Origin of the sequence: Streptomyces sp. HM190, from assembly GCF_009857135.1 — a bacterium.
In the GTDB taxonomy this organism is placed as follows: Bacteria; Actinomycetota; Actinomycetes; order Streptomycetales; family Streptomycetaceae; genus Streptomyces; species Streptomyces heilongjiangensis.
Genome location: NZ_CP047318.1, coordinates 7,473,037 through 7,492,738 on the forward strand (window position 1 = coordinate 7,473,037; position 19,702 = coordinate 7,492,738).

A 19,702-nucleotide genomic window follows, 5' to 3' on the forward strand; every position below is an offset into this window, starting at 1 on the left:
GGGGGGGAGGGGGGTGGGTTCAGCGCGCGCGCAGCGTCCACGACCAGCGGTGGACGCCCGGCGGCACGCGATACGACGGTGAGGTGTCGGGCCCGCACGACGCCGTGCCGAGGCCCCGGTACGCCGCGTGGATGTGCACCACACAGCCCGGCCGGGGCACCGGCTCGTCGTGGTGCCCGACGGCCGCGAGGTCCGCCGCGCGGTACCGGTTGACGGAGACCTGCCGGGGCCCGTCGAGCCGCACCGACAGCTCGTGACCGGCCCCCGACGGCGTGAAGTGCCGTACACCGTGCCGCCCACCGCTCTCCTGCGGGCGCAGACACGGCGTGAACAGCTCGTCGACGGCGGCCGAGTGGTGCCCGACCGGCCGCAGCACCTGCCAGGCGCCCTCGCCCTCGACGGACAGCCGTGCCGGGGCGGCGATCTCGCGGTGCTCGTACATCACCGGCTTCGGGGTGCGGCCGGGGAAGACCACCGGGTCGGCGACGAACGCGCCGTCGTGGATCGTCCCGTCGACGTCACCGCCGTACGCCCGGCGCGGTCCGGGGGCGGTGACACCGTTGTCGTACAGCCCGGCGCCCCCACGCCCGGCCGGTCGTCCGTCGTTCACACGCTGGAGGATGCCGTGGTCCCGGAACTCACCGATGAACCCGCCCTGAAGACCCGGGGTCGCCTCGATGGCCGCCCACGTGTCGGCGAGGGTGCCGTTGCTCTCGCCCATGGCGTGCGCGTACTCGCACCGGATCAGCGGCCTGGTCTGCTCGCCGGGAAGCGCGTGCGCCGGGGGATCGGTGGCGCGGGGCCAGGGGCTCGACGGGGCGTTCATCGGCGGGCGTCCTCCGCGGCGAGGTCGCGGGCGGCGGGGCCGGCCCGGGGGGAGGACGGGGGCGAGCAGCGCGTCGGTCATGACCGCTCCGGGCTCGGGGCCGGTATGCGGGGTGTGGCCGGCCGGGGCAGGACGCGGCCCGCGAGGTTCCACTCCGGGGCGACGGGGATGCCGAGCCGGTCCAGGGCGGTGGGGGCGATGTCGACGAGCCGGGGTTCGTCGAGGCGGGTGCCGCCGGGCATGCCGGGCTCTGCGAGGACGACGAACACCTCGCGCTCGGCGTGGCTGTCGCCGCCGTGGCCGCCGCCGTCCCGGTGCCCGTGGTCGGTGGTGACCAGCACCGTCCACCGCTCGTCCGCGCGGGCGGGGTCGGAGCGCCGGGCCTCGATGGCGTCCAGCAGCCGCCCGAGGTGGGCGTCCTGGTCGAGGAGGGCCTGGTCGTAGGCGGGGGAGAGGGGACCGGTGTCGTGGCCGGCCTCGTCGGTGGCGCCCAGGTACACGAACAGTGCGTCCGGGTCCCGCTTGGTGAGCCAGCGCACGGCGGTGCGGGTGACCAGCCGGTCCGCCGTTCCGTAGCCGCGCCGTTCGCCGTTGAAGCGCACCCGCCGGCCGATGCCGGGGCCGAGGGTGCCGCGGCGGACCAGGGTGGGCCAGGACACGGCGGCAGCCGTGCGCAGGCCCGGCCGCACGGAGGCGGCGCGGCTGAGGAAGTCGGGGTAGCGGGCGTAGTCGGCACCGACGAAGTCGTTGCCGGTCACCCCGTGCCGGTCGGGCCACACGCCCGTGAGGATGCTGGACCAGCCGGGCCCCGAGTCGGTGTGGGCCATGCTCGTGGACGGCCCGCGCCCGGCCTCGCCGTCCGCCTCGCCGTACGGCAGCAGACTGCTGCCCCAGGCACCGGCGGCCATGACGCCGTGCAGCACGGGCGCGGCGGACGGCGACCGCGTCAGCCGGTCCCAGCGCAGTCCGTCCATGCCCACCACGAGCACCTTGCCCCGCTCCGGTCGTCCCGCTGCGACGACATCCACCACGGTGCACCTCTTTCTCGACGGCCGGTGTGTCAGGTGCCTTGTACCGCACCCTCGGTGGCTCCCGCGATGAATCCGCGGGCGAAGACGGAGAACACGATCACCAGCGGCAGGGACGCCATGAGCACACCGGCCATGACCATGCTGTAGTCGGTGTTGTGGCCGACGTTGAGCTGGGCCAGCTCCACCTGGAGCGTGACGTGGTCCGGGTCGGTGAGCACGATCAGCGGCCACACGTAGTCGTTCCAGGCGCCGACGAAGGCGTAGATGGCGAGGAAGGACATCGCGGGCCTGATCATCGGCAGCGCGATGTTCCAGTACTGGCGGAAGAACCCGGCGCCGTCGATGCGGGCCGCGTCGAGCAGCTCGTCGGGGACGCCGTTCTCGATGTACTGGCGCAGCCAGAAGATGCCGAAGGCGTTGGACAGGGCGGGCCACACCAGCGCCTTGAGCATGCCGACCCAGCCGATCTCCGACATCAGGATGAACTGCGGCAGGACGGCCAGTTGGAGCGGCAGCATCATGAACACCAGCAGCGTGCCGAAGAGGATCTTCCGGCCGGGGAAGTCGAACTTGGCGAAGGCGAACGCCGCCAGGGAGTCGACGAACAGCACCAGGACCGTGGTGACGCACGCGACGACGACCGTGTTGAGCATCGACCCGAAGAAGTCGACCGTGTCGAGGACGTTGCGGATGTTCTCCAGCAGGTGCGAGCCGAACGTCGTCTTCGGCGGGCTCTGGTAGATGTCCCGGGTGGTGTTGGTCGCCATCACGATCGTCCACAGGAACGGGAAGACCGAGATCACGACGGCCAGTACGAGCAGGGCGTGCGTGCCCAGTCCCTTGGGCCGGCGGGGCCGCCGCGCCCCGGTGGCCGACCGGGTGGTGGCCGTGGCCGTCATGACGTCCTCCCTCGCTGCACGATGCGCCAGTTGACGACGACGAGCACGATGATCAGTACGAAGAAGGCCCACACGATGGCGGCGCCGTAGCCGTAGTCGTTGTCGAGGAAGGCCGACTGGTAGAAGTACAGGAGCGTGGTCAGACCGGCCTGGCCGGGGCCGCCGAGGTTCTGGTTGGCGGCGTTGCTGGCGAACAGGACCTGGGGTTCGCTGAAGCTCTGCAGTCCGTTGATCGTGGAGACGACGACGGTGAACAGGATGATCGGCCGCATGATCGGGACGGTGATCCGGAAGAACGTCCGGACGGGCCCGGCACCGTCGATCCGCGCCGCCTCGTAGACCGACTGCGGGATCGCCTGGAGCCCGGCCAGGTAGATGATCATGTTGTAGCCGGTCCACATCCAGGTCATCAGCAGGGCGATGACCACCTTGATCAGCCACGGATCGCTCAGCCACGGCACCGGATCGATGCCGACCATGCCCAGGATCGCGTTGACCAGGCCGAAGTCGTTGCTGAACACCGCCCCGAAGAAGATCGCCACGGCGACGATCGAGGTGACGTTCGGGACGTACAGGGCGATGCGGTAGAAGCCCTTGAGGCGTCGCACCGAGTGCAGCAGCGTCGCCAGCACCAGGGCGCCGAACAGCGTGGGGACGGTCGACAGCACCCAGATGACCAGGGTGTTGCGGATCGACAGCCAGAAGACCGGGTCGTTCCAGAGGAACTCGAACTGCTGGAGTCCCACGAACTGCTTGGTGCCCAGGCCGTCGTAGCGCTGGAACGCCAGGTACAGCGAGTAGACGACGGGCCCGAAGGAGAAGACTGTGAAGACCAGGTAGAAGGGCGAGATCGCCAGGTACTGCCGCCAGTACGACAGCACTCCGCGCCGCGCGGGCCGGGCGGCGCCCGCGGGCGGGGTGCGCCGCGGGCGGAAGCGGGCCGGGCCCGGCCCGCCGCGGCGCTCGCGCACCGCGGCGGTGCCGGTGACCGGAGGGGACGACACCTCAGCTCACCCCCTGTCGCCGGGCGATCTGCCGGGCCTGGGAGACCGCGTCCTTCCAGGCGTCGTCGGGCTTCTTGCCCTTGGCCTCGATGCCGGTCAGCTCGGCCATGAAGGGCGCCATGACCGCGGAGTCGGCGGGCGCCTCGTAGCTCACCGGGATGGCCTCGGCGGCCGGCCCGAACACCTCGATGATCTTCTGCCCGCCGAAGAAGGCGTCGGGGCCCGTCATGGCCGGCATCGCGTACGAGGCGGGGGAGGCGGGGAAGATGGCGGCGTCGGTGAAGCTCTTGGCGTTGTTCTCGGGGCTCAGCATCCAGCTGATGATCTTGAACGCCTCTTCGGGGTTGCGGCACTGCTTCGGCAGCGTCAGGTAGGAACCGCCCTGGTTCGCCGGCCCGCCCGGGGTCGCGCAGACCCGCCACGCGCCCTTGGTGTCGGGGGCCGCCGACTCGATGTCCAACGCGTGCCAGGCCGCGCCGAGTTCGGTGGTCAGGCTCTTGCCGATGGCGGAGTTCCAGCTCTGGTCGTTGATCTTCGCGTCGAGGCCGAGCCGGTAGGCGCGGATCGCCGTGTCCCACGCGGCGCGTATGTGGTCCTGGTCGCCGATGAAGCGGTTGTCCTCGTCGATGAACCGCACGGTGCCCTGGCCGACCGCGATGCTGAACACCGAGCCCATGTTGTTGACCAGGAAGGTGCCGGGCAGCGCCTTCTTCAGCTCGGTGCCCAGCGCGAAGTAGTCGTCCCAGGTCTTGGCCTCGGCGGCGACCTCGGCCGGGGCGTCCGGCAGCCCCGCCTTGTCGAACAGGTCGGCGCGGTAGAAGAGGGCGGTGGGGCCGATGTCGATCGGGAACCCGATCTGCTTGCCGTCCTTGGTCCGGGCCAGCTTGGTCTTCCACTCCAGGTACCGGGACGAGACCTTCTTGAAGCCCAGGTCGTTCAGGTCGAGGAAGCGGTCGGCGTTGGGCAGGAACGAGGCGATGTCCTCGCCCTTGATGCCGGTGATGTCGGGCACGGAGGAGCCGCCCGCGGCCAGGGTCGTGGTCAGCTTCTGCTTGAAGTCGCCGCCGATGGAGGCGCTGGTCAGCTTGACCTGGCCCTTGAAGTGCGTCTTGGCCTCGGCGACCACCTTGTCGCTGAGGGCGCCGCCCCAGTACCACATGGTCAGGTTCTTGCCGTTCTTGGTACCGCCGGACGCGGAGCCGCCGCCGCAGGCGACGGTCAGTCCGGAGGCTGCCGCGGTGAGGACGGCGGCCTGGAGGAAGCCTCTACGAGAAAGGTCCACGGGACACTCCTGTTTGTTCCGGTTCGTGGTGCTGAGGGGCGTTTTTCCGGGGGGTTCAGGGCAGCGGTGCGGGTGGGGTGACCGGGGCGTGGCGCACCGGGGGCCCGGTGTCCGCCGGGATGCGGTCCGCGAGGAAGCCGTAGGTCCTCTTCAGGGCGGGGTCGGTCAGCGAGCGCCACCAGCGCGCGACGCCGTACCAGCCGGGGGCCGCGAGCGCCCCGCCGTGGTGCCGTACCGACAGGCCGGCGGCCAGGACGGCGAACCGCAGCCGTTCCTCCAGCGGCCAGCCGCCGAGTGAGGCCGCGACGAAACCCGCGCCGAACACGTCCCCGGCGCCGGTCGTGTCGAGGACGTCCACGTCGAGGGCGGGGACCTCGGCGTACTCGCCGGTCGTCTGGTCGACGCCGACCGCGCCGGCCCCGCCGCGGGTGACGACCGCGACCGGCACCAGCTCGCAGAGCGTGCCGAGCGCGGCCACCGCGCTGTCGGTGCGGGTGTAGGCCATCGCCTCGGTCTCGTTGGGGAGGAAGGCGTGGCACAGCGCGAGCTGGCCGAGGAGGTCACGCGACCACTGCCGGGTCGGGTCCCAGCCGACGTCCGCGTAGATGTGCGTGCCGTTCGCTGCCGCCTTGGCGAGCCACTCGCGCGGCTCGGCCTCGATGTGCACGAGCGCGGTGCGCGACTCGGGCGGCTCGCCCATCAGTGCGTCCTGCGAGTACGGCGGCTCCTGGCCGTGGGTGACGAGGGCCCGGTCGTGGCCCTGGGCCAGGGAGACGGTGACGGGGGTGTGCCAGCCGTCCGCGGTGCGCGAGAGCGAGAGGTCCACGCCCTCCTGCCCGGCGAGGACCTCGCGGCAGTGGCCGCCGTAGTAGTCGTCGCCGAAGACCGTGGCCAGGGAGGTCCGCAGGCCGAACCGGGCGGCGGCGACCGCGAGATTGGCGATGCCGCCGGGGCCGCAGCCCATGCCCTCGGTCCAGATCTCCTCGCCGGGAGTCGGTGGCCCTCCCAGCCCCGTGAGCACGAGGTCGTAGAAGAGCAGCCCGGTCAGCAGCACATCGGGCCGGTCGTCGTCCACGCGTGCACCTCTCGTCAGAACTCTTCAAATTCGATGCGGGGAATCGTGCGCTGATCCGAGAGATTGGTCAATACCCGAGCAGAAGTGAGCATGGAAATGATTGAGGATGACGAGTACTGTTCAGTGTGTGCTGGCAGAGAGACGACACCAACTCATCCTGCGGGCCCTGCGATCAGGCGGCCCCGCTGCCGTGACCGATCTGTCCGAACAGCTCGGGGTGAGCCCGGCCACCATCCGGCGAGACCTCGTCAAGCTGGAGGAGGAGGGGCTGCTCACCCGGGTGCACGGCGGGGCGGTCGTGGACGAGGGCGACCAGCCCTTCGCCGAGGTCGCCGAGGTCCGGGTGGCCGAGAAGGACGCGATAGCGGCGCGGGCCGCCTCCATGGTCCGCGACGGCCAGTCCGTCCTGCTCGACATCGGGACCACCGCCTACCGCCTGGCCCGGCAGCTGCACGGCCGCAGGCTCACCGTGATCACCAGCAACCTGGTGGTCTACGAGGAACTCGCGGATGACGAGGGCATCGAACTGGTGCTGCTCGGCGGCATGGTCCGCCGCGAGTACCGCTCCCTCGTCGGCTTCCTCACCGAGGACAACATCCGTCAGCTGCACGCGGACTGGCTGTTCCTCGGCACCAGCGGGGTGCGGCCCGGCGGCCAGGTCATGGACACCACCGTCGTCGAGGTCCCGGTCAAGCGCGCCATGATCAAGGCGAGCGACAAGGTGGTCCTGCTCGCCGACTCCGCGAAGTTCCCCGGCACGGGGATGGCGCGGGTCTGCGGCCCCCGGGACCTCGACGTCGTGGTCACCAACGCGCCCGTGGACCGGACGACCTGCTCCTCCCTGGAGGAGGCCGGGGTGGAGGTCGTGGCTGTATGAACCGCGCACCGGGCACGAGCCGCGCACCGGGCACGAGCCGCGCACCGGGCACGAGTCGCGCCGCCGGAGGCATGATCCACGGCTCGGGCGGCATGCCCCAGCGGGGCGGCGGTGCGGTGCGCGACGGCGGCCCCGCCCGCGTCCGTCACCGCGACCACGGCGGCACGGGGGCGCGCCGGGTCGACACGTGTCCGGACGACCGGCACCCGCCCCGCACGCCACGGCGCGGGTCCTCCGCGCAGGGCGGCCCCACGGCCGCACGGCGGGCCCCGCGCCTGCCCGCACACATGCACGATCGGCAAAGGTGGTAGTTGCGTGAAGCTGACGATTCTGGGCGGCGGAGGATTCCGCGTGCCCCTCGTGTACGGGGCGCTCCTCGGGGACCGCGCCGAGGGCCGGGTCACCCGTGTCGTCCTGCACGACCTGGACGCCGAGCGGCTCTCCGCCGTCACCCGCGTCCTCGCCGAGCAGGCCGCCGGTATCCCCGACGCCCCCCGGGTGACCGCCACCACCGACCTCGACGAGGCCCTCACCGGCGCCGACTTCGTCTTCTCCGCGATCCGCGTCGGCGGCCTGGAGGGCCGGGCCCACGACGAGCGGGTGGCCCTCGCCGAAGGCGTCCTCGGCCAGGAGACCGTCGGCGCCGGCGGCATCGCCTACGGGCTGCGCACGGTCCCCGTCGCCGTCGACATCGCCCGGCGCGTCGCCCGGCTCGCCCCCGACGCCTGGGTCATCAACTTCACCAACCCGGCCGGCCTGGTCACCGAGGCCATGTCCCGCCACCTCGGCGACCGGGTCATCGGCATCTGCGACTCGCCCGTCGGCCTCGGCCGCCGTATCGCGCGGGTCCTCGGGGCCGACCCGCGCGAGGCGTGGATCGACTACGTCGGCCTCAACCACCTCGGCTGGGTCCGCGGACTGCGCGTCGCCGGCCGCGACGAACTCCCGCGCCTGCTCGCCGACCGCGATCTGCTCGGCTCCTTCGAGGAGGGCAAGCTCTTCGGCGTCGACTGGCTCCGGTCCCTGGGCGCCATCCCCAACGAGTACCTGCACTACTACTACTTCAACCGCGAGGCGGTCCGCGCCTACCAGGCCGCCGAGAAGACCCGCGGCGCCTTCCTCAAGGACCAGCAGGCCCGGTTCTACGAGGAGATGCGCCGCCCCGACGCGCACGCGCTCCAGGCGTGGGACCGCACCCGCGCCGAGCGCGAGGCCACCTACATGGCGGAGAACCGCGAGACGGCCGGCGCCGGCGAACGCGACACCGACGACCTCTCCGGCGGCTACGAGAAGGTCGCCCTCGCCCTGATGCGGGCCATCGCCCGCGACGAGCGCACCACCCTCATCCTCAACGTCCGCAACCGGGCCACCCTCTCCGTCCTCGACACCGAAGCCGTCATCGAGGTGCCCTGCCTGGTCGACGCCAACGGCGCCCACCCGGTCGCCGTCGCCCCGCTGCCCGACCACGCCACCGGCCTGGTCTGCGCGGTCAAGGCCGTCGAGCGCGAGGTCCTCGCCGCCGCCGAGTCGGGCTCCCGCACGACCGCGGTCAAGGCCTTCGCCCTGCATCCGCTGATCGACTCGGTCAACGTGGCCCGACGCCTGGTGGAGGGGTACACGGCGGTGCACCCTGGCCTGGAGTACCTGAAGTAGGCTCCTCCGCGACGGGAGTGAGAAAGCGCTTTCCGTCCGCCTGCCCGAACCGATCCCTGCTCCCCTGCCCGGCCCTCTTCCTGGAGACCTCTCATGCACGACGAACGCCGCCGGATCGAGGAACGCGTAGAGCGCGTCCACACCCAGCGCGTCAAGCCCGCGATCTACGCGGCCTCCGTCCCCTTCACGGTCGAGGCCTGGCAGGCGCCCGGGGAGCCCGTCCCCTTCGAGGAGGCCGCGGCCGCCCCGTACGTCCCCTTCGCGATGGACACCCCCTGGGGCCCGCCCTGGGGCACCACCTGGTTCCGCATGCACGGCCGGGTGCCCGCCGAGTGGGCCGGCCGCCGTGTGGAGGCCGTCATCGACCTCGGCTTCGTCGGCGACTGGCCCGGCAACCAGGCCGAGGCCCTCGTCCACCTCACCGACGGCACCCCGCTGAAGGCGGTCAACCCGCTCAACCAGTACGTCCCGGTCGGCAACCCCGTCCGCGGCGGCGAGGTGATCGACTACCTCGTCGAGGCCGCCTCCAACCCCGACATCCTCGCCGACGACTTCTCCAAGGTCACCCCGCTCGGTGACGTCCTCACCGCCGGCGACAAGCCGCTCTACACCTTCCGGCGCGCCGACCTCGCCGTCCTCGACGAGGAGGTCTTCCACCTCGACCTGGACCTCCAGGTGCTGCGCGAACTCATGGTCCACCTCGGTGAGCACGAGCCCCGCCGCCACGAGATCCTGCACGCCCTGGACCGGGCCATGGACGCCGTCGACCTCGACGACGTCTCCGGCAGCGCCACCGCCGTCCGCGAGATCCTCGCCCCCGTCCTCGCCCGGCCCGCCCACGCCAGCGCCCACACCGTCTCCGGTGTCGGCCACGCCCACATCGACTCGGCATGGCTGTGGCCGATCCGTGAGACCAAGCGCAAGACCTCCCGCACCTTCTCCAACGTGACCGCGCTGGCCGACGAGTACGAGGACTTCATCTTCGCCTGCTCCCAGGCCCAGCAGTACGAGTGGGTGCGCGACAACTACCCGCAGGTGTGGGAGCGCATCAAGAAGGCCGTCGAGAAGGGCCAGTGGGTGCCCGTCGGCGGCATGTGGGTCGAGGCCGACGGCAACCTGCCCGGCGGCGAGGCCGTCGCCCGCCAGTTCGTCCACGGCAAGCGGTTCTTCATCGAGAACCTCGGCATCGAGACCAAGGGCGTCTGGCTGCCGGACTCCTTCGGCTACAACGCCGCCTACCCTCAGCTCGCCAAGCTCGCCGGCAACGAGTGGTTCCTCACCCAGAAGATCTCCTGGAACCAGACGAACCGGTTCCCCCACCACACCTTCTGGTGGGAGGGCATCGACGGCACCCGCATCTTCACCCACTTCCCGCCCATCGACACCTACAACGCCCGCTTCAGCGGCGTGGAGATGGACCGCGCCGTCCGCAACTACCAGGAGAAGGGCGTCGGCACCCGCTCCCTGGCCCCCTTCGGCTGGGGCGACGGCGGTGGCGGCCCCACCCGCGAGATCATGGAGCGCGCCCGGCGCCTCGCCGACCTCGAAGGCTCCCCGAAGGTCGTCATCGAGCACCCCGACGAGTTCTTCGCCAAGGCCCGCGCCGAGTACGAGGACGCCCCCGTCTGGAACGGCGAGCTGTACCTCGAACTCCACCGCGCCACCTACACCTCGCAGGCCCGCACCAAGCAGGGCAACCGGCGCAGCGAGCACAGGCTCCGCGAGGCCGAGCTGTGGGCCACGACCGCCGCGCTCCACGCGCCCGGCTACGCCTACCCGTACGAGAAGCTCGACCGCCTGTGGAAGACGGTCCTCCTCCACCAGTTCCACGACATCCTGCCCGGCTCGTCGATCGCCTGGGTGCACCGCGAGGCGGAGGCCGAGTACGCGCGCGTAGCCGAGGAACTGGAGGTGCTGACGGCGCAGGCGGTCACGGCGCTCGGCGCCGGGGACGCGCGGGTCTTCAACACCAGCCCGCGGGACCGGGCCGAGGTCGTCCGCACCTCTGAGGGCGCACCCGTGTACGTGGAGGTCCCCGCGAACGGCAGCGCGCCCCTCACGCCCGCCGAGCCCCCGCACCCCGTCACCGTCGACGGCCTCACCCTCGACAACGGCCTGGTCCGGGTCGAGATCGCCGAGGACGGCACCCTGGCCTCGGTCCGCGACCTCGCCGCCGACCGCGAGGTCCTCGGCGACCAGGGCAACCTGCTGCGCCTGCACACCGACCTCCCCAACTACTGGGACGCCTGGGACGTCGACAAGCACTACCGGAACCGCTACACCGACCTGCTGGACGCCGAGTCCGTCACGGTCGTCGAGGCCGGTCCCCTCGTCGGCGCCGTCCGGGTCGAGCGGTCCTTCGGCAAGGGCTCCCGCATCACCCAGACGATCACCGTCCGGGCCGGCAGCCGCCGGATCGACTTCGAGACGGACATCGACTGGCACGAGGCCGAGAAGTTCCTCAAGGCCGGCTTCCCGATCGACGTCCGCGCCGCGCACTCCTCCGCCGAGATCCAGTTCGGCCACGTCCAGCGCCCCACCCACACCAACACCAGCTGGGAGGCGGCCCGCTTCGAGGTATCCGGCCACCGCTGGGTGCACGTCGGCGAACCCGGCTACGGCGTCGCGGTGATCAACGACTCGACGTACGGCCACGACGTCTCCCGCACGGTCCGCGAGGACGGCGGTACGACCACCACGGTCCGCCTCAGCCTGGTGCGCGCCCCGCGCATCCCGGACCCCGAGGCCGACCAGGGCAAGCACCGCCTCACCTACGCGCTGCTGCCCGGCGCGACCATCGAGGACGCGGTCGCCGAGGGTTACGCCCTCAACCTGCCGCTGCGCGTCGCCGACGCGGCGGGCGCGCCCGAGCCGGTGGTCTCCGTGGAGGGCGAGGGCGTGACCGTCGAGGCGGTCAAGCTCGCCGACGACGCCTCCGGCGACGTGGTGGTCCGCCTCTACGAGTCCGGCGGCGGCCGTGCCCGTGGCGTCCTGCGCACCGGCTTCCCGCTCGCCGGGGCGCACATCACCGACCTGCTGGAGCGCCCCCTGTCGGAGGCGGCCACGGACGGCGACGGCGTCCCCGTGACGCTGCGCCCGTTCGAGGTGCAGACCCTGCGGCTCGCGGTGGGGAAGCGCTGACGCGGACGCCCCGCGAGCGCCGAGTCCCGCAGGGACACCGGGCCGCGACCGGACCCCCGTCCGGCCGCGGCCCGCGGGCCGTCACCAGCGGTAGGGCCGGTCGTGTTCGCCTGAGGTGTCGGTTCCGTGTGGTGTGAGCCGGGGCCGGCCGGGACCCGTCCCGGTGCGTCCGGTGGGCGGCCCGCCCGTCGGCGGGCTCGTGCCCGCAGGTCCGGACAGCCGCCCCGTCGTCCTGCAGCCCGGGGCGCAGGATCGCCGGCGTACCGTCCCTGGGTGGCTCAGACCGCCAAGGGGCGGTCGGCGGACGCCGTGCAGGTCGTCGGGGACTGGGCGCGTGTGGGGGCGTCCGGGGGCGCCACCGCGAGCGCGTGGGCCTCCACGGGCTCCACCGCGCCCACGGGGACCTCGACCACCATCGGCAGACCCACGGCTCCCGGCACCTCGACGGCCCTCGGGATGTCCGCGGCCACCGGAGCGGTTGCCCCCACCGGCGCACCGGCACCCACGCCCGCGTCCAGGCCCGCGCCCACGTCGGCGGTCGCCGCGTCCTCGGCCTGCTGGGGCAGCGTCACCGGACGTACCGGCCGCGGCCCCGACACCACGGTGTAGTCCTGCCCGAGCCGGGTCGGCAGCACCTCGCCGGTCTCCTCGCCGAGCGCCAGCCGCACCGCGGCCCACGGCGCGTTGATCCCGCACAGCGCCAGCTGGTGCAGGCCGCCCGCGGGACGCGTGTTCACGTCCATCAGCACCGGCCGGTCCCCGAACATCCGGAACTGGATGTTGGTCAGGTGGTGCAGCGCGAACGACTCGGCGAGCCGCCGGGCCGGCTCGATCCAGGCCGGGTTGAGCGAGAAGCCCCGCCGCCGCCCGTTCTTCGTGCGGCCCACCGCCATCCGCACCCGTCCGTCGGTGCCGGTCAGGCAGTCGACGGAGACCTCCGGCTGTCCGAGACGCGGCATCACCAGCCAGTCGACGGGCTCCCCGGCCTCCCGCAGGGCGGCGACCACCATGTCGAGCTGCACGTACGGGCCGGGGAAGCCGCTGAGCTGATCCAGCGAGAACGGGGTGCGGGTCACCACACGGAAGCCCACACCGCCCGCCCCGGACGCCGGCTTGAAGCACGCCCTGTGCCCGTCGGCCTCCAACTCCTCCACGGCGGCGATCAGTTCGTCGGCGTCCGTCACCCGGAACCACGGCGGCACGGGCACCCCGTACGCCTGGACGGCCTCGTACGCGGTCACCTTGTCCTCGAAGACCTCGATCGACTCGGCGGGCGGCGCCAGCAGCGCCGTACCGAGGGCCGTGAACTCCTCGCGGTGCGCGGCGATGGCCGCCTGGTGCAGCCGCGGCACGAACACGTCGATGCCGCGCCTCGCGCACTGGTCGAGCGCGTACTCGACGTACGCGGCGGGGGAGAGCCCTTCGGGCTCCAGATCGGCGGTGTCGGCGGCGGCCAGTACGGGGGAGTCGGCGTCACCGTGCGTCGCATGGATCTCCACCGGACGAGCGTGCGGATTATTCCGCAGCTGATCCATGAAGAAGACGTTCTCCGCGTACGTGCGGTTGAGCCAGACGCGTACGCGAGAGACCATGCAGGCCGCCTTTCTACGGTTCGCGGGCACGGCGGAGCAGGCCGTGCCCGGCCAGGGGGGATGGAGGTACGCCGAACCGCCGACGCGAACGACGGGCGTGACGGTGGTGTTGGGGCAGATCATAAGGCCACCGGGACCCATGTTCTGTCACGCTCGTGTTAATCCTCGTGCGACGGGCGTGCCGCGGCGTGGGCGAGCGCTCGGCCAGTCACTCTTGTCCGTCGGCGCACACGTGTGTTCTCTTGTTGCCATCAGGTGTCGTGGAGGGAGTGAGGGTGGAGTCGACGGTGGGCCGGCCCGGGAACCTGCTGGCCATCAGCGATCTGCACATCGGCTATCCCGAGAACCGCGCCCTGGTCGAACAGATGCGCCCCGAGACGGACGACGACTGGCTCCTCGTGGCCGGTGACGTCTCCGAGAAGGTGGACGACATCCGCTGGGCCCTGGGGACCCTCGCCGGGCGCTTCGCGAAGGTGGTGTGGGCGCCGGGCAACCACGAGCTGTGGACCCATCCCAGCGAGACCGTCCCGCACCGGGGTGTCGCGCGCTACGAGCATCTCGTCGAGCTCTGCCGGGAGTTGGGCGTCGTCACCCCCGAGGACCCCTACCCCGTGTGGGAGGGCCCGGACGGTCCCGTCGTCGTCGCGCCGCTCTTCCTGCTGTACGACTACTCGTTCCTGCCGCGGGGCTGCGCGACGAAGGCCGAGGGCCTGGAGTACGCGCACGGCACCGGCGTGGTCTGCACCGACGAGCACGTCCTGCACCCCGACCCCTACCCGAGCCGCGACGCCTGGTGCCGCGCTCGGGTCGCCGAGACCGAACGGCGGCTCGCCGAGATCCCCGCAGACCTCCCCACGGTGCTGGTCAACCACTACCCCCTCGACCGCCACCCGACGAACGTCCTGCGCTACCCCGAGTTCGCCATGTGGTGCGGCACCGACCTGACCGCCGACTGGCACCGGCGCTTCCGCGTCGAGGTCATGGTCTACGGCCATCTGCACATCCCGCGGACCACCTGGCTGGACGGGGTCCGCTTCGAAGAGGTGTCCGTGGGTTACCCCCGCGAGTGGCGCCCGCGCCCGGGACCCCCGGGAAGGCTGCGCCGGATTCTGCCGATGGAGGTCGGAACCGTTGATCGAGGAGCTGCTCCCGGAGTCGGTCGTGGCCGTGGAGGCGTACGACGCTGACACGGCCGGGGGAGCCGACGGGATCGAGCTGTACCCGGAGGAGGCGGAGATCGTGGCCCGCGCGGTGCCCAAGCGGCGCCGCGAGTTCGCCGTCGTCCGGGCCTGCGCCCGGCGGGCCATGGAGAAGCTCGGTGTCCCGCCGCGGCCGATCCTGCCCGGTGAGCGCGGCGCCCCCGGCTGGCCGGAGGGCCTGACCGGCAGCATGACCCACTGCGACGGGTACGCCGCCGCGGCCCTGGTCCGCGCCACCGACCTCGCCTCCCTCGGCATCGACGCCGAACCCCACAGCGCCCTGCCCGAGGGTGTCCTGGAGGCCATCGCGCTCCCTCCGGAGGAGGCCCGGCTGCGCCGCCTCACCGCCGGCCACCCCTCGGTCCACTGGGACCGGCTGCTGTTCAGCGCCAAGGAGTCCGTCTACAAGGCGTGGTTCCCGCTCACCGGCCGCTGGCTGGACTTCTCCGAGGCCGACATCGAGGTGTCCGTCGACCCCAGCGGCCACACCGGCGGTCTGCGCGCCGAACTCCTCGTTCCCGGACCGGTGGTGGACGGCCGGCGGCTGACGGCCTTCGACGGCCGCTGGAGCGTCCGCCGGGGGCTGGTGGTGACGTCGGTGTCGGTCCCCTTCCCTCCGGGGGAACCCGGCACGCCCGTGAGCCCGTGAGCCCGTGAGCCGTGAGGCCGCCGGCTGTCAGGCCGCGAGCCGTGGTCGGATGGCCGCACGATCCGCCGGAGGTGCGGCAGACCGTCGGGGGGGCGAATCCTCGGGCGGGGTCAGCGCCCGGGACACCAGCTCCGCAGCAGGCGGAAGAACTCCTCCTCGTTGCCCGCAAGGCCCGCCTCCGCCAGCGCCTGCTCCGCCTCGGCGAGCGCGGCGGTCGGCATGACGGGTGGTCGGCGGCCCTCCGGCGGCCCGTCGAACACTGCTCGTACGGTCCCCAGCAGCCGCAGATAGGCCTGGACGGCGGTCCGCTCGCGGTCGGTCAGTACGGCGGTCGGCATCGGACGGCTCTCCCCTCGTTGGATGAGTGACACGCCCCCAGCTTGCCGCCCGGCACTGACAATCCCGTTCTCCCGCAGACCGGTTCGCTCGGACAGCGGACGGCGCGCGCCCTACCGCGCCGCGCCCGGCACGATCTCCCGCTCACGGTCCGTCAGCGGCGGCCCGGTCAGCGGGTCCTTGACCGGGCCGCGCAGCACCGCCAGCACGACCTCCGGCCGGACCAGCGCGGCGGCCGACGCGGACAGGGTGATCACGCCGAGGAGGGCCCGGAAGACCAGGGGCCGCCCCACCGCCGTACGCATCAACCGCTGCAGGTACAGCCCGAACAGCCGCTGCGCGGCGTTCGGTTGCTTGCCGATGGCCTCCGGATAGCGGATGTCCGTGCCGGTGGCCAACTCCCAGGCGAGCGCCACCGGTACGGCCACCGCCCGCTGGATGCGGCGCGCCAGCCCCGGCGCGGTGATCCCGTGCTCGGCGACCATCTCGCGCAGCCCCAGGGCGCCCTGCGCGGCGACCGACATGCCGTGCCCGTAGATCGGGTTGTACGTGGCGACCGCGTCGCCGATCGCCACGAACCCGTCGGGCCAGCGGGACACCTTCTCGAAGAAGCGGCGCCGGTTGATCGTGCTGCGGGTGACCACCACATCGGTCAGCGGCTCGGCGCGGGATATCAGCTCGCCCACGACCGGATGCCTGACGTTGCGTGCGAACTCGGCGAACTCCTCCGCCTTCGCGGTCGGTTGACCGCCCCGGGTGCCCGACAGGGTGACCAGCCAGCGACCCCCCTCCACGGGCACGAGCGTGGCGCTCTGCGCCGGCACGGGATCCTCCGCGTTCGGCTGGATGTTCACCACGGGGTACTCCTCGGTGCCCTCGGGCGCCCGGAAGATCCGACTGGCGTACACCAGCCCGGAGTCGACCTCCTCCATCGGCGCGGGCGGCACCCCCAGCGCGTCGAGCCAGGCGGTGCCCCGCGACCCCCGCCCGGCGGCGTCCACCACCAGGTCGGCGGGCAGCAGCCGCTCCTCACCGTCGGCCATCCGCACCCGGACGCCCGTCACCCGGGACGCGTCGCCCGACAGCCCCAGGATCTCGGTGCGTTCCAGGACGGTGACCCGGGGACCGGCCAGCAGGCGGGCGCGGACCACCGACTCCAGCAGATCCCGGCTGCACGCGATCATGAACTCCATCTCGGGCCAGCGCCGGACCCAACCCTGGGCCGACAGCGACACCAGCCCCGTCGGCAGCGGGATGCGCCGCGCCCCGGCGGCCAGCCACGCCTCCGTCACGCCGGGCAGCAGGTCCTCCATCGCGCGGGCCCCGCCGGACCACAGCAGATGGGCGTGCCGGGCCTGCGGAACGCCCTTGCGGGCCTCGGGCCCCTCGGGCAGCGCGTCACGCTCGACGACGGTCACCTCGGCGTGGTCGCGCAGCGCGGCGGCGGCCAGCAGACCGGCCAGGCCCGCGCCGACGACGACGGCACGCCGGCCGGCGCCGGCCGTGGGGGCGTGGGGACCGCTAACGGGTTCGCTCATGGAAGTCGCTCTCTGGCCTGGTCGCGGCGGCCCATTCGCGGGCGGCCGCTACGACGGGGGACTGGCGCAGGGCGATGGACATCCGCACCAGGTCACGGGGGTTCTCGGCGGGAAGGGTGGGGGTGGCGGCGACGGCCGAGCTGATGACGCGGCCCTCCGGGTCGTCCTGCCGGGCCCGCACCGCCGCCGTCAGCATCGCGGCGTCGGCCTCGGCCCGCGCCTGCACGGGCTCGGAGCCCGCCGCGACGGCCGCCTCGTAGGCCCTCGCGCGCACCTCGGAGTCGAAGTACGGATACAGGCTGAGCATGCCGTCGTGGATGTCGGACTCCCGCTGCGTCATCTGCAGTTGCGCGGGCGCCCACCAGGAGATCCGCACCTCGTGGCCGGCCTGGGCCCACACCGGCCGCAGCTCCCGCCACAGCGGGCCGAGCCTGCGGTAGGTGGACCAGGTGGTCCAGGAGTCGCCGATGCGCTGACCGGCGAGCGGCAGACAGAAGCCGACCGCGCTGACCTGGGCGCCGAGCGACGCCAGCACGGGGGCGAGATAGGTGCTCAGGCCGTCCAGGTCGGCGCCCAGCCAGCGGGCCGCGACGGCGACCAGCTTGGCCGCGGCGAAGGAGACGTTGACGAGGTAGCCGAGCGCGATGATCAGCAGCCCGGCGCGCAGCCAGCCGCTCACCTGGAGCGCCCAGCGCCAGCACATGACGTGCATGGCGACGCCCGCGACGGTGAGTCCGACGAGGTACAGCACGATCATCTCGCGCAGGAACGGCGTGTTGGCGTAGTACGTGTCGAAGTCCCGGACCCGCTCCAGCGGGGCGTTCCCGAGCACGAACAGCACCACGATCGCCACGCACACCCCGGCGTAGCCGGCGATCCAGCGGCGCGAGAGCCGGCGGGTGACCTCGGGCGGGCCGCCCCGCCAGTTGGTGATCAGCACCAGGCAGGAGCCGCTGAACGCGCTCAGCAGGACGTACACCAGCGCGGCCGACAGGTTGGTGATGCCGGTCAGGCGGTTGACCTCGGTGATCGTCGGGGGCGCGGCGAAGAAGAAGACCAGGGTCGCCAGGGTCATCAGGGCGCACACGCACCTGATCAGGGGGTCGCCCCAGTTCCGCAGCAGCGCGGGCATCTTCAGGGCGAGGGCGACCGCCATCGCGGCGGCCGGTACGTAGTAGCTGTGCCCGTCCATGGTGTCGGCGGCTGCCTCAGCCCTGCGGGCCGCGGTAGCCCAGCGAGGCCCCGATCCGGCCGGCCAGGTGATCACGTCGCACCGGCCCGCGCAGCGCGGAACCGGCCAGCCAGGTACGGCACTTGCTGGCGAGCAGCAGACCGAAGCTCTCCGCCTCCTGCTCGTCGGTCTGGTCGAAACGGGTGCGCGCGGCCACCTTCAGGACCGTCGCCTGCAGGTCGGCGTCGGTGTTCACTAAGCGTGCGGCGACCGCGGCGCCCTCCGCGCCCTCCACGGGGTGGCCGCAGTGCCCTGCCTGCATGTGCCACAGCTCGTGGCCGAGGATCACCAACTGGTGGTCGGGGGCGGTGCGTTCCTCGATGACGACGAGGTCCTGGTCGGCCATGTCCAGCCACAGCCCACTGGCCGTGCCCGGCGGGAAGACGGCCGTACGGTAGTGCACGGGGCGGCCGCGGCGTCTGCTCATGGCGTCGCACAGGGCGCTGTAGAGGTCGGCGGGGTCCGCCGGCGCCGGGAGCGTCAGCTCACCGACCAACTCGCCGCACAGACGGCGCATTTCCTTTCCGATGCCCACAGATCTTCCCCCGGTCAGGACTCGGGCCGCTTGACGCTCTCCAGCAGCATGTCCAGCCACTCCGCCACCTTGTCGCGGTGCTGGTCGGTGGGCAGCTGGGCCGCCCGCCATGCGATGGAGCGCACACCGTGGTTCTGCAGCAGCCGCTGGAGCGGGTCGTCGGCGGCCTCGGCCGCCGCGCGCTCACGGTCGGCGAGCTGCTGGAGCAGTTCCTGCTCGGTGCGCATCAGGGCGCTGGCCAGGGCCTCCGGGTCCTCCGCGGTGAGGAAACCGGCGTGGACCCGGAAGAAGCGCTGGATGGCGTCGCAGTGTTCCATCGTGGGCCGCCGGTCGCCGTTGATCAGGGCACCGGCCTGCTGGCGCGACATCCCCGCGCCGTCGGCGATCTCCTGCTGGGTGTACTTGCGGCCGTTGGGCTTGAGCCGGGTGCGCCGCAGCAGGTCCAGGCGTTGCAGGAAGCGGGCCTGGACGTCGGGCTCGCCGGCGCGCTGCCCGCTCAGCAGGGCCTTCACCACCGCCTCGGGGACGCCGGACGCGACCGAGAGCCGACGGGTGTCGAAGACCTCCGCGTGCGCCACGTCCAGCTTGTCCGCCAACGCGGTGACTCGCGCCACGACGGCCGGCAGCAGAACCGTCGCCGCGGCGTCCGGAACCTCGAAGCCATCCGTCACCGACAGATCTCCTACGTCTCTCTCAGGCCAATTTCGCGGTACTGCGGAATCCGTGGATCCAAGCCTGGCGCGAGACCCTGGTCCCGGCAAGTACACCGTGAACTGCGGGGAGACTAGCCGCTTCGTCGAACTCACATCCAGGTCTCGCCACAACTGTGGCGAG

16 protein-coding genes and 1 pseudogene are annotated in these 19,702 nt (G+C 72.4%); 5 read left to right on the forward strand and 12 right to left on the reverse strand.

Translation table 11 applies throughout. The features are described 5' to 3' along the window. Positions 1–19 precede the first annotated feature (19 nt). The 6 genes and pseudogenes from GSY65_RS32000 to GSY65_RS32025 form a co-directional block, all read right to left on the reverse strand. Positions 20–829: pseudogene (locus GSY65_RS32000) on the reverse strand (glycoside hydrolase family 2 TIM barrel-domain containing protein); the annotation flags it as partial. A 74-nt stretch (positions 830–903) separates the two neighbouring features. Continuing rightward, positions 904–1,857, reverse strand: a complete 954-nt coding sequence (locus GSY65_RS32005) for an alkaline phosphatase family protein (protein ID WP_443043277.1) — start codon at positions 1,855–1,857, stop codon at positions 904–906. A gap of 29 nt (positions 1,858–1,886) precedes the next feature. Then, the gene (locus GSY65_RS32010; protein WP_159775098.1) at positions 1,887–2,756 is read right to left on the reverse strand and encodes a carbohydrate ABC transporter permease; all 870 of its coding nucleotides are present in this window, start codon (positions 2,754–2,756) and stop codon (positions 1,887–1,889) included. After that, positions 2,753–3,637, reverse strand: a complete 885-nt coding sequence (locus GSY65_RS32015; RefSeq protein WP_159776617.1) for a carbohydrate ABC transporter permease — start codon at positions 3,635–3,637, stop codon at positions 2,753–2,755. Before GSY65_RS32015 ends, GSY65_RS32010 begins: the two co-directional genes overlap by 4 nt. Positions 3,638–3,761: 124 nt before the next feature. Next, complete coding sequence (locus GSY65_RS32020) at positions 3,762–5,042, reverse strand: ABC transporter substrate-binding protein (RefSeq protein WP_159775100.1); 1,281 nt, start codon at positions 5,040–5,042, stop codon at positions 3,762–3,764. Between the two features lie 55 nt (positions 5,043–5,097). Continuing rightward, positions 5,098–6,117 carry a carbohydrate kinase family protein gene (locus GSY65_RS32025; RefSeq protein WP_159775102.1) on the reverse strand — a complete coding sequence of 340 codons (1,020 nt, stop codon included), beginning with the start codon at positions 6,115–6,117 and terminating at the stop codon, positions 5,098–5,100. Between the two features lie 127 nt (positions 6,118–6,244). Here GSY65_RS32025 and GSY65_RS32030 point away from each other — a divergent pair, with 127 nt between their 5' ends. The 3 genes from GSY65_RS32030 (at position 6,245) to GSY65_RS32040 (ending at position 11,788) form a co-directional block, all read left to right on the forward strand. Further along, entirely contained in the window at positions 6,245–6,994 is a 750-nt protein-coding gene (locus GSY65_RS32030; RefSeq protein ID WP_159775104.1) for a DeoR/GlpR family DNA-binding transcription regulator, read from the forward strand. 315 nt (positions 6,995–7,309) lie between these two features. Then, on the forward strand, positions 7,310–8,647 hold the full coding sequence (locus tag GSY65_RS32035) for a 6-phospho-beta-glucosidase (RefSeq protein WP_159775106.1): 1,338 nt from the start codon (positions 7,310–7,312) through the stop codon (positions 8,645–8,647). A 93-nt stretch (positions 8,648–8,740) separates the two neighbouring features. Further along, a complete protein-coding gene (locus tag GSY65_RS32040) occupies positions 8,741–11,788 on the forward strand; it encodes an alpha-mannosidase (RefSeq protein WP_159775108.1) in 3,048 nt (1,015 codons plus the stop codon). Positions 11,789–12,066: 278 nt separating this feature from the next. On the opposite strand, the gene GSY65_RS32045 is transcribed toward GSY65_RS32040, so the two are convergent. After that, positions 12,067–13,380 (reverse strand): ATP-grasp domain-containing protein, encoded by a 1,314-nt coding sequence (locus GSY65_RS32045; RefSeq protein ID WP_159775110.1) that lies wholly within the window; start codon positions 13,378–13,380, stop codon positions 12,067–12,069. A 275-nt stretch (positions 13,381–13,655) separates the two neighbouring features. On the opposite strand from GSY65_RS32045, the gene GSY65_RS32050 reads away from it, so the two are divergent. Both GSY65_RS32050 and GSY65_RS32055 read left to right on the forward strand, forming a co-directional pair. Beyond that, on the forward strand, positions 13,656–14,567 hold the full coding sequence (locus tag GSY65_RS32050; protein ID WP_159775112.1) for a metallophosphoesterase family protein: 912 nt from the start codon (positions 13,656–13,658) through the stop codon (positions 14,565–14,567). Further along, positions 14,512–15,228, forward strand: a complete 717-nt coding sequence (locus GSY65_RS32055; protein ID WP_159775114.1) for a 4'-phosphopantetheinyl transferase family protein — start codon at positions 14,512–14,514, stop codon at positions 15,226–15,228. The genes GSY65_RS32050 and GSY65_RS32055 overlap by 56 nt, the downstream gene beginning before the upstream one ends. Positions 15,229–15,338: 110 nt before the next feature. On the opposite strand, the gene GSY65_RS32060 is transcribed toward GSY65_RS32055, so the two are convergent. The 5 genes from GSY65_RS32060 to GSY65_RS32080 form a co-directional block, all read right to left on the reverse strand. Further along, positions 15,339–15,566 (reverse strand): hypothetical protein, encoded by a 228-nt coding sequence (locus tag GSY65_RS32060; protein ID WP_159775116.1) that lies wholly within the window; start codon positions 15,564–15,566, stop codon positions 15,339–15,341. A 111-nt stretch (positions 15,567–15,677) separates the two neighbouring features. After that, on the reverse strand, positions 15,678–17,102 hold the full coding sequence (locus GSY65_RS32065) for an FAD-dependent monooxygenase (protein ID WP_159775118.1): 1,425 nt from the start codon (positions 17,100–17,102) through the stop codon (positions 15,678–15,680). Then, a complete protein-coding gene (locus GSY65_RS32070; protein ID WP_159775120.1) occupies positions 17,086–18,294 on the reverse strand; it encodes an MAB_1171c family putative transporter in 1,209 nt (402 codons plus the stop codon). The genes GSY65_RS32065 and GSY65_RS32070 overlap by 17 nt, the downstream gene beginning before the upstream one ends. A gap of 16 nt (positions 18,295–18,310) precedes the next feature. Next, positions 18,311–18,850, reverse strand: a complete 540-nt coding sequence (locus tag GSY65_RS32075; protein ID WP_159775122.1) for a toxin-antitoxin system, toxin component — start codon at positions 18,848–18,850, stop codon at positions 18,311–18,313. Between the two features lie 32 nt (positions 18,851–18,882). Beyond that, the gene (locus GSY65_RS32080) at positions 18,883–19,539 is read right to left on the reverse strand and encodes a helix-turn-helix domain-containing protein (protein WP_159775124.1); all 657 of its coding nucleotides are present in this window, start codon (positions 19,537–19,539) and stop codon (positions 18,883–18,885) included. Between the last annotated feature and the right edge of the window lie 163 nt (positions 19,540–19,702).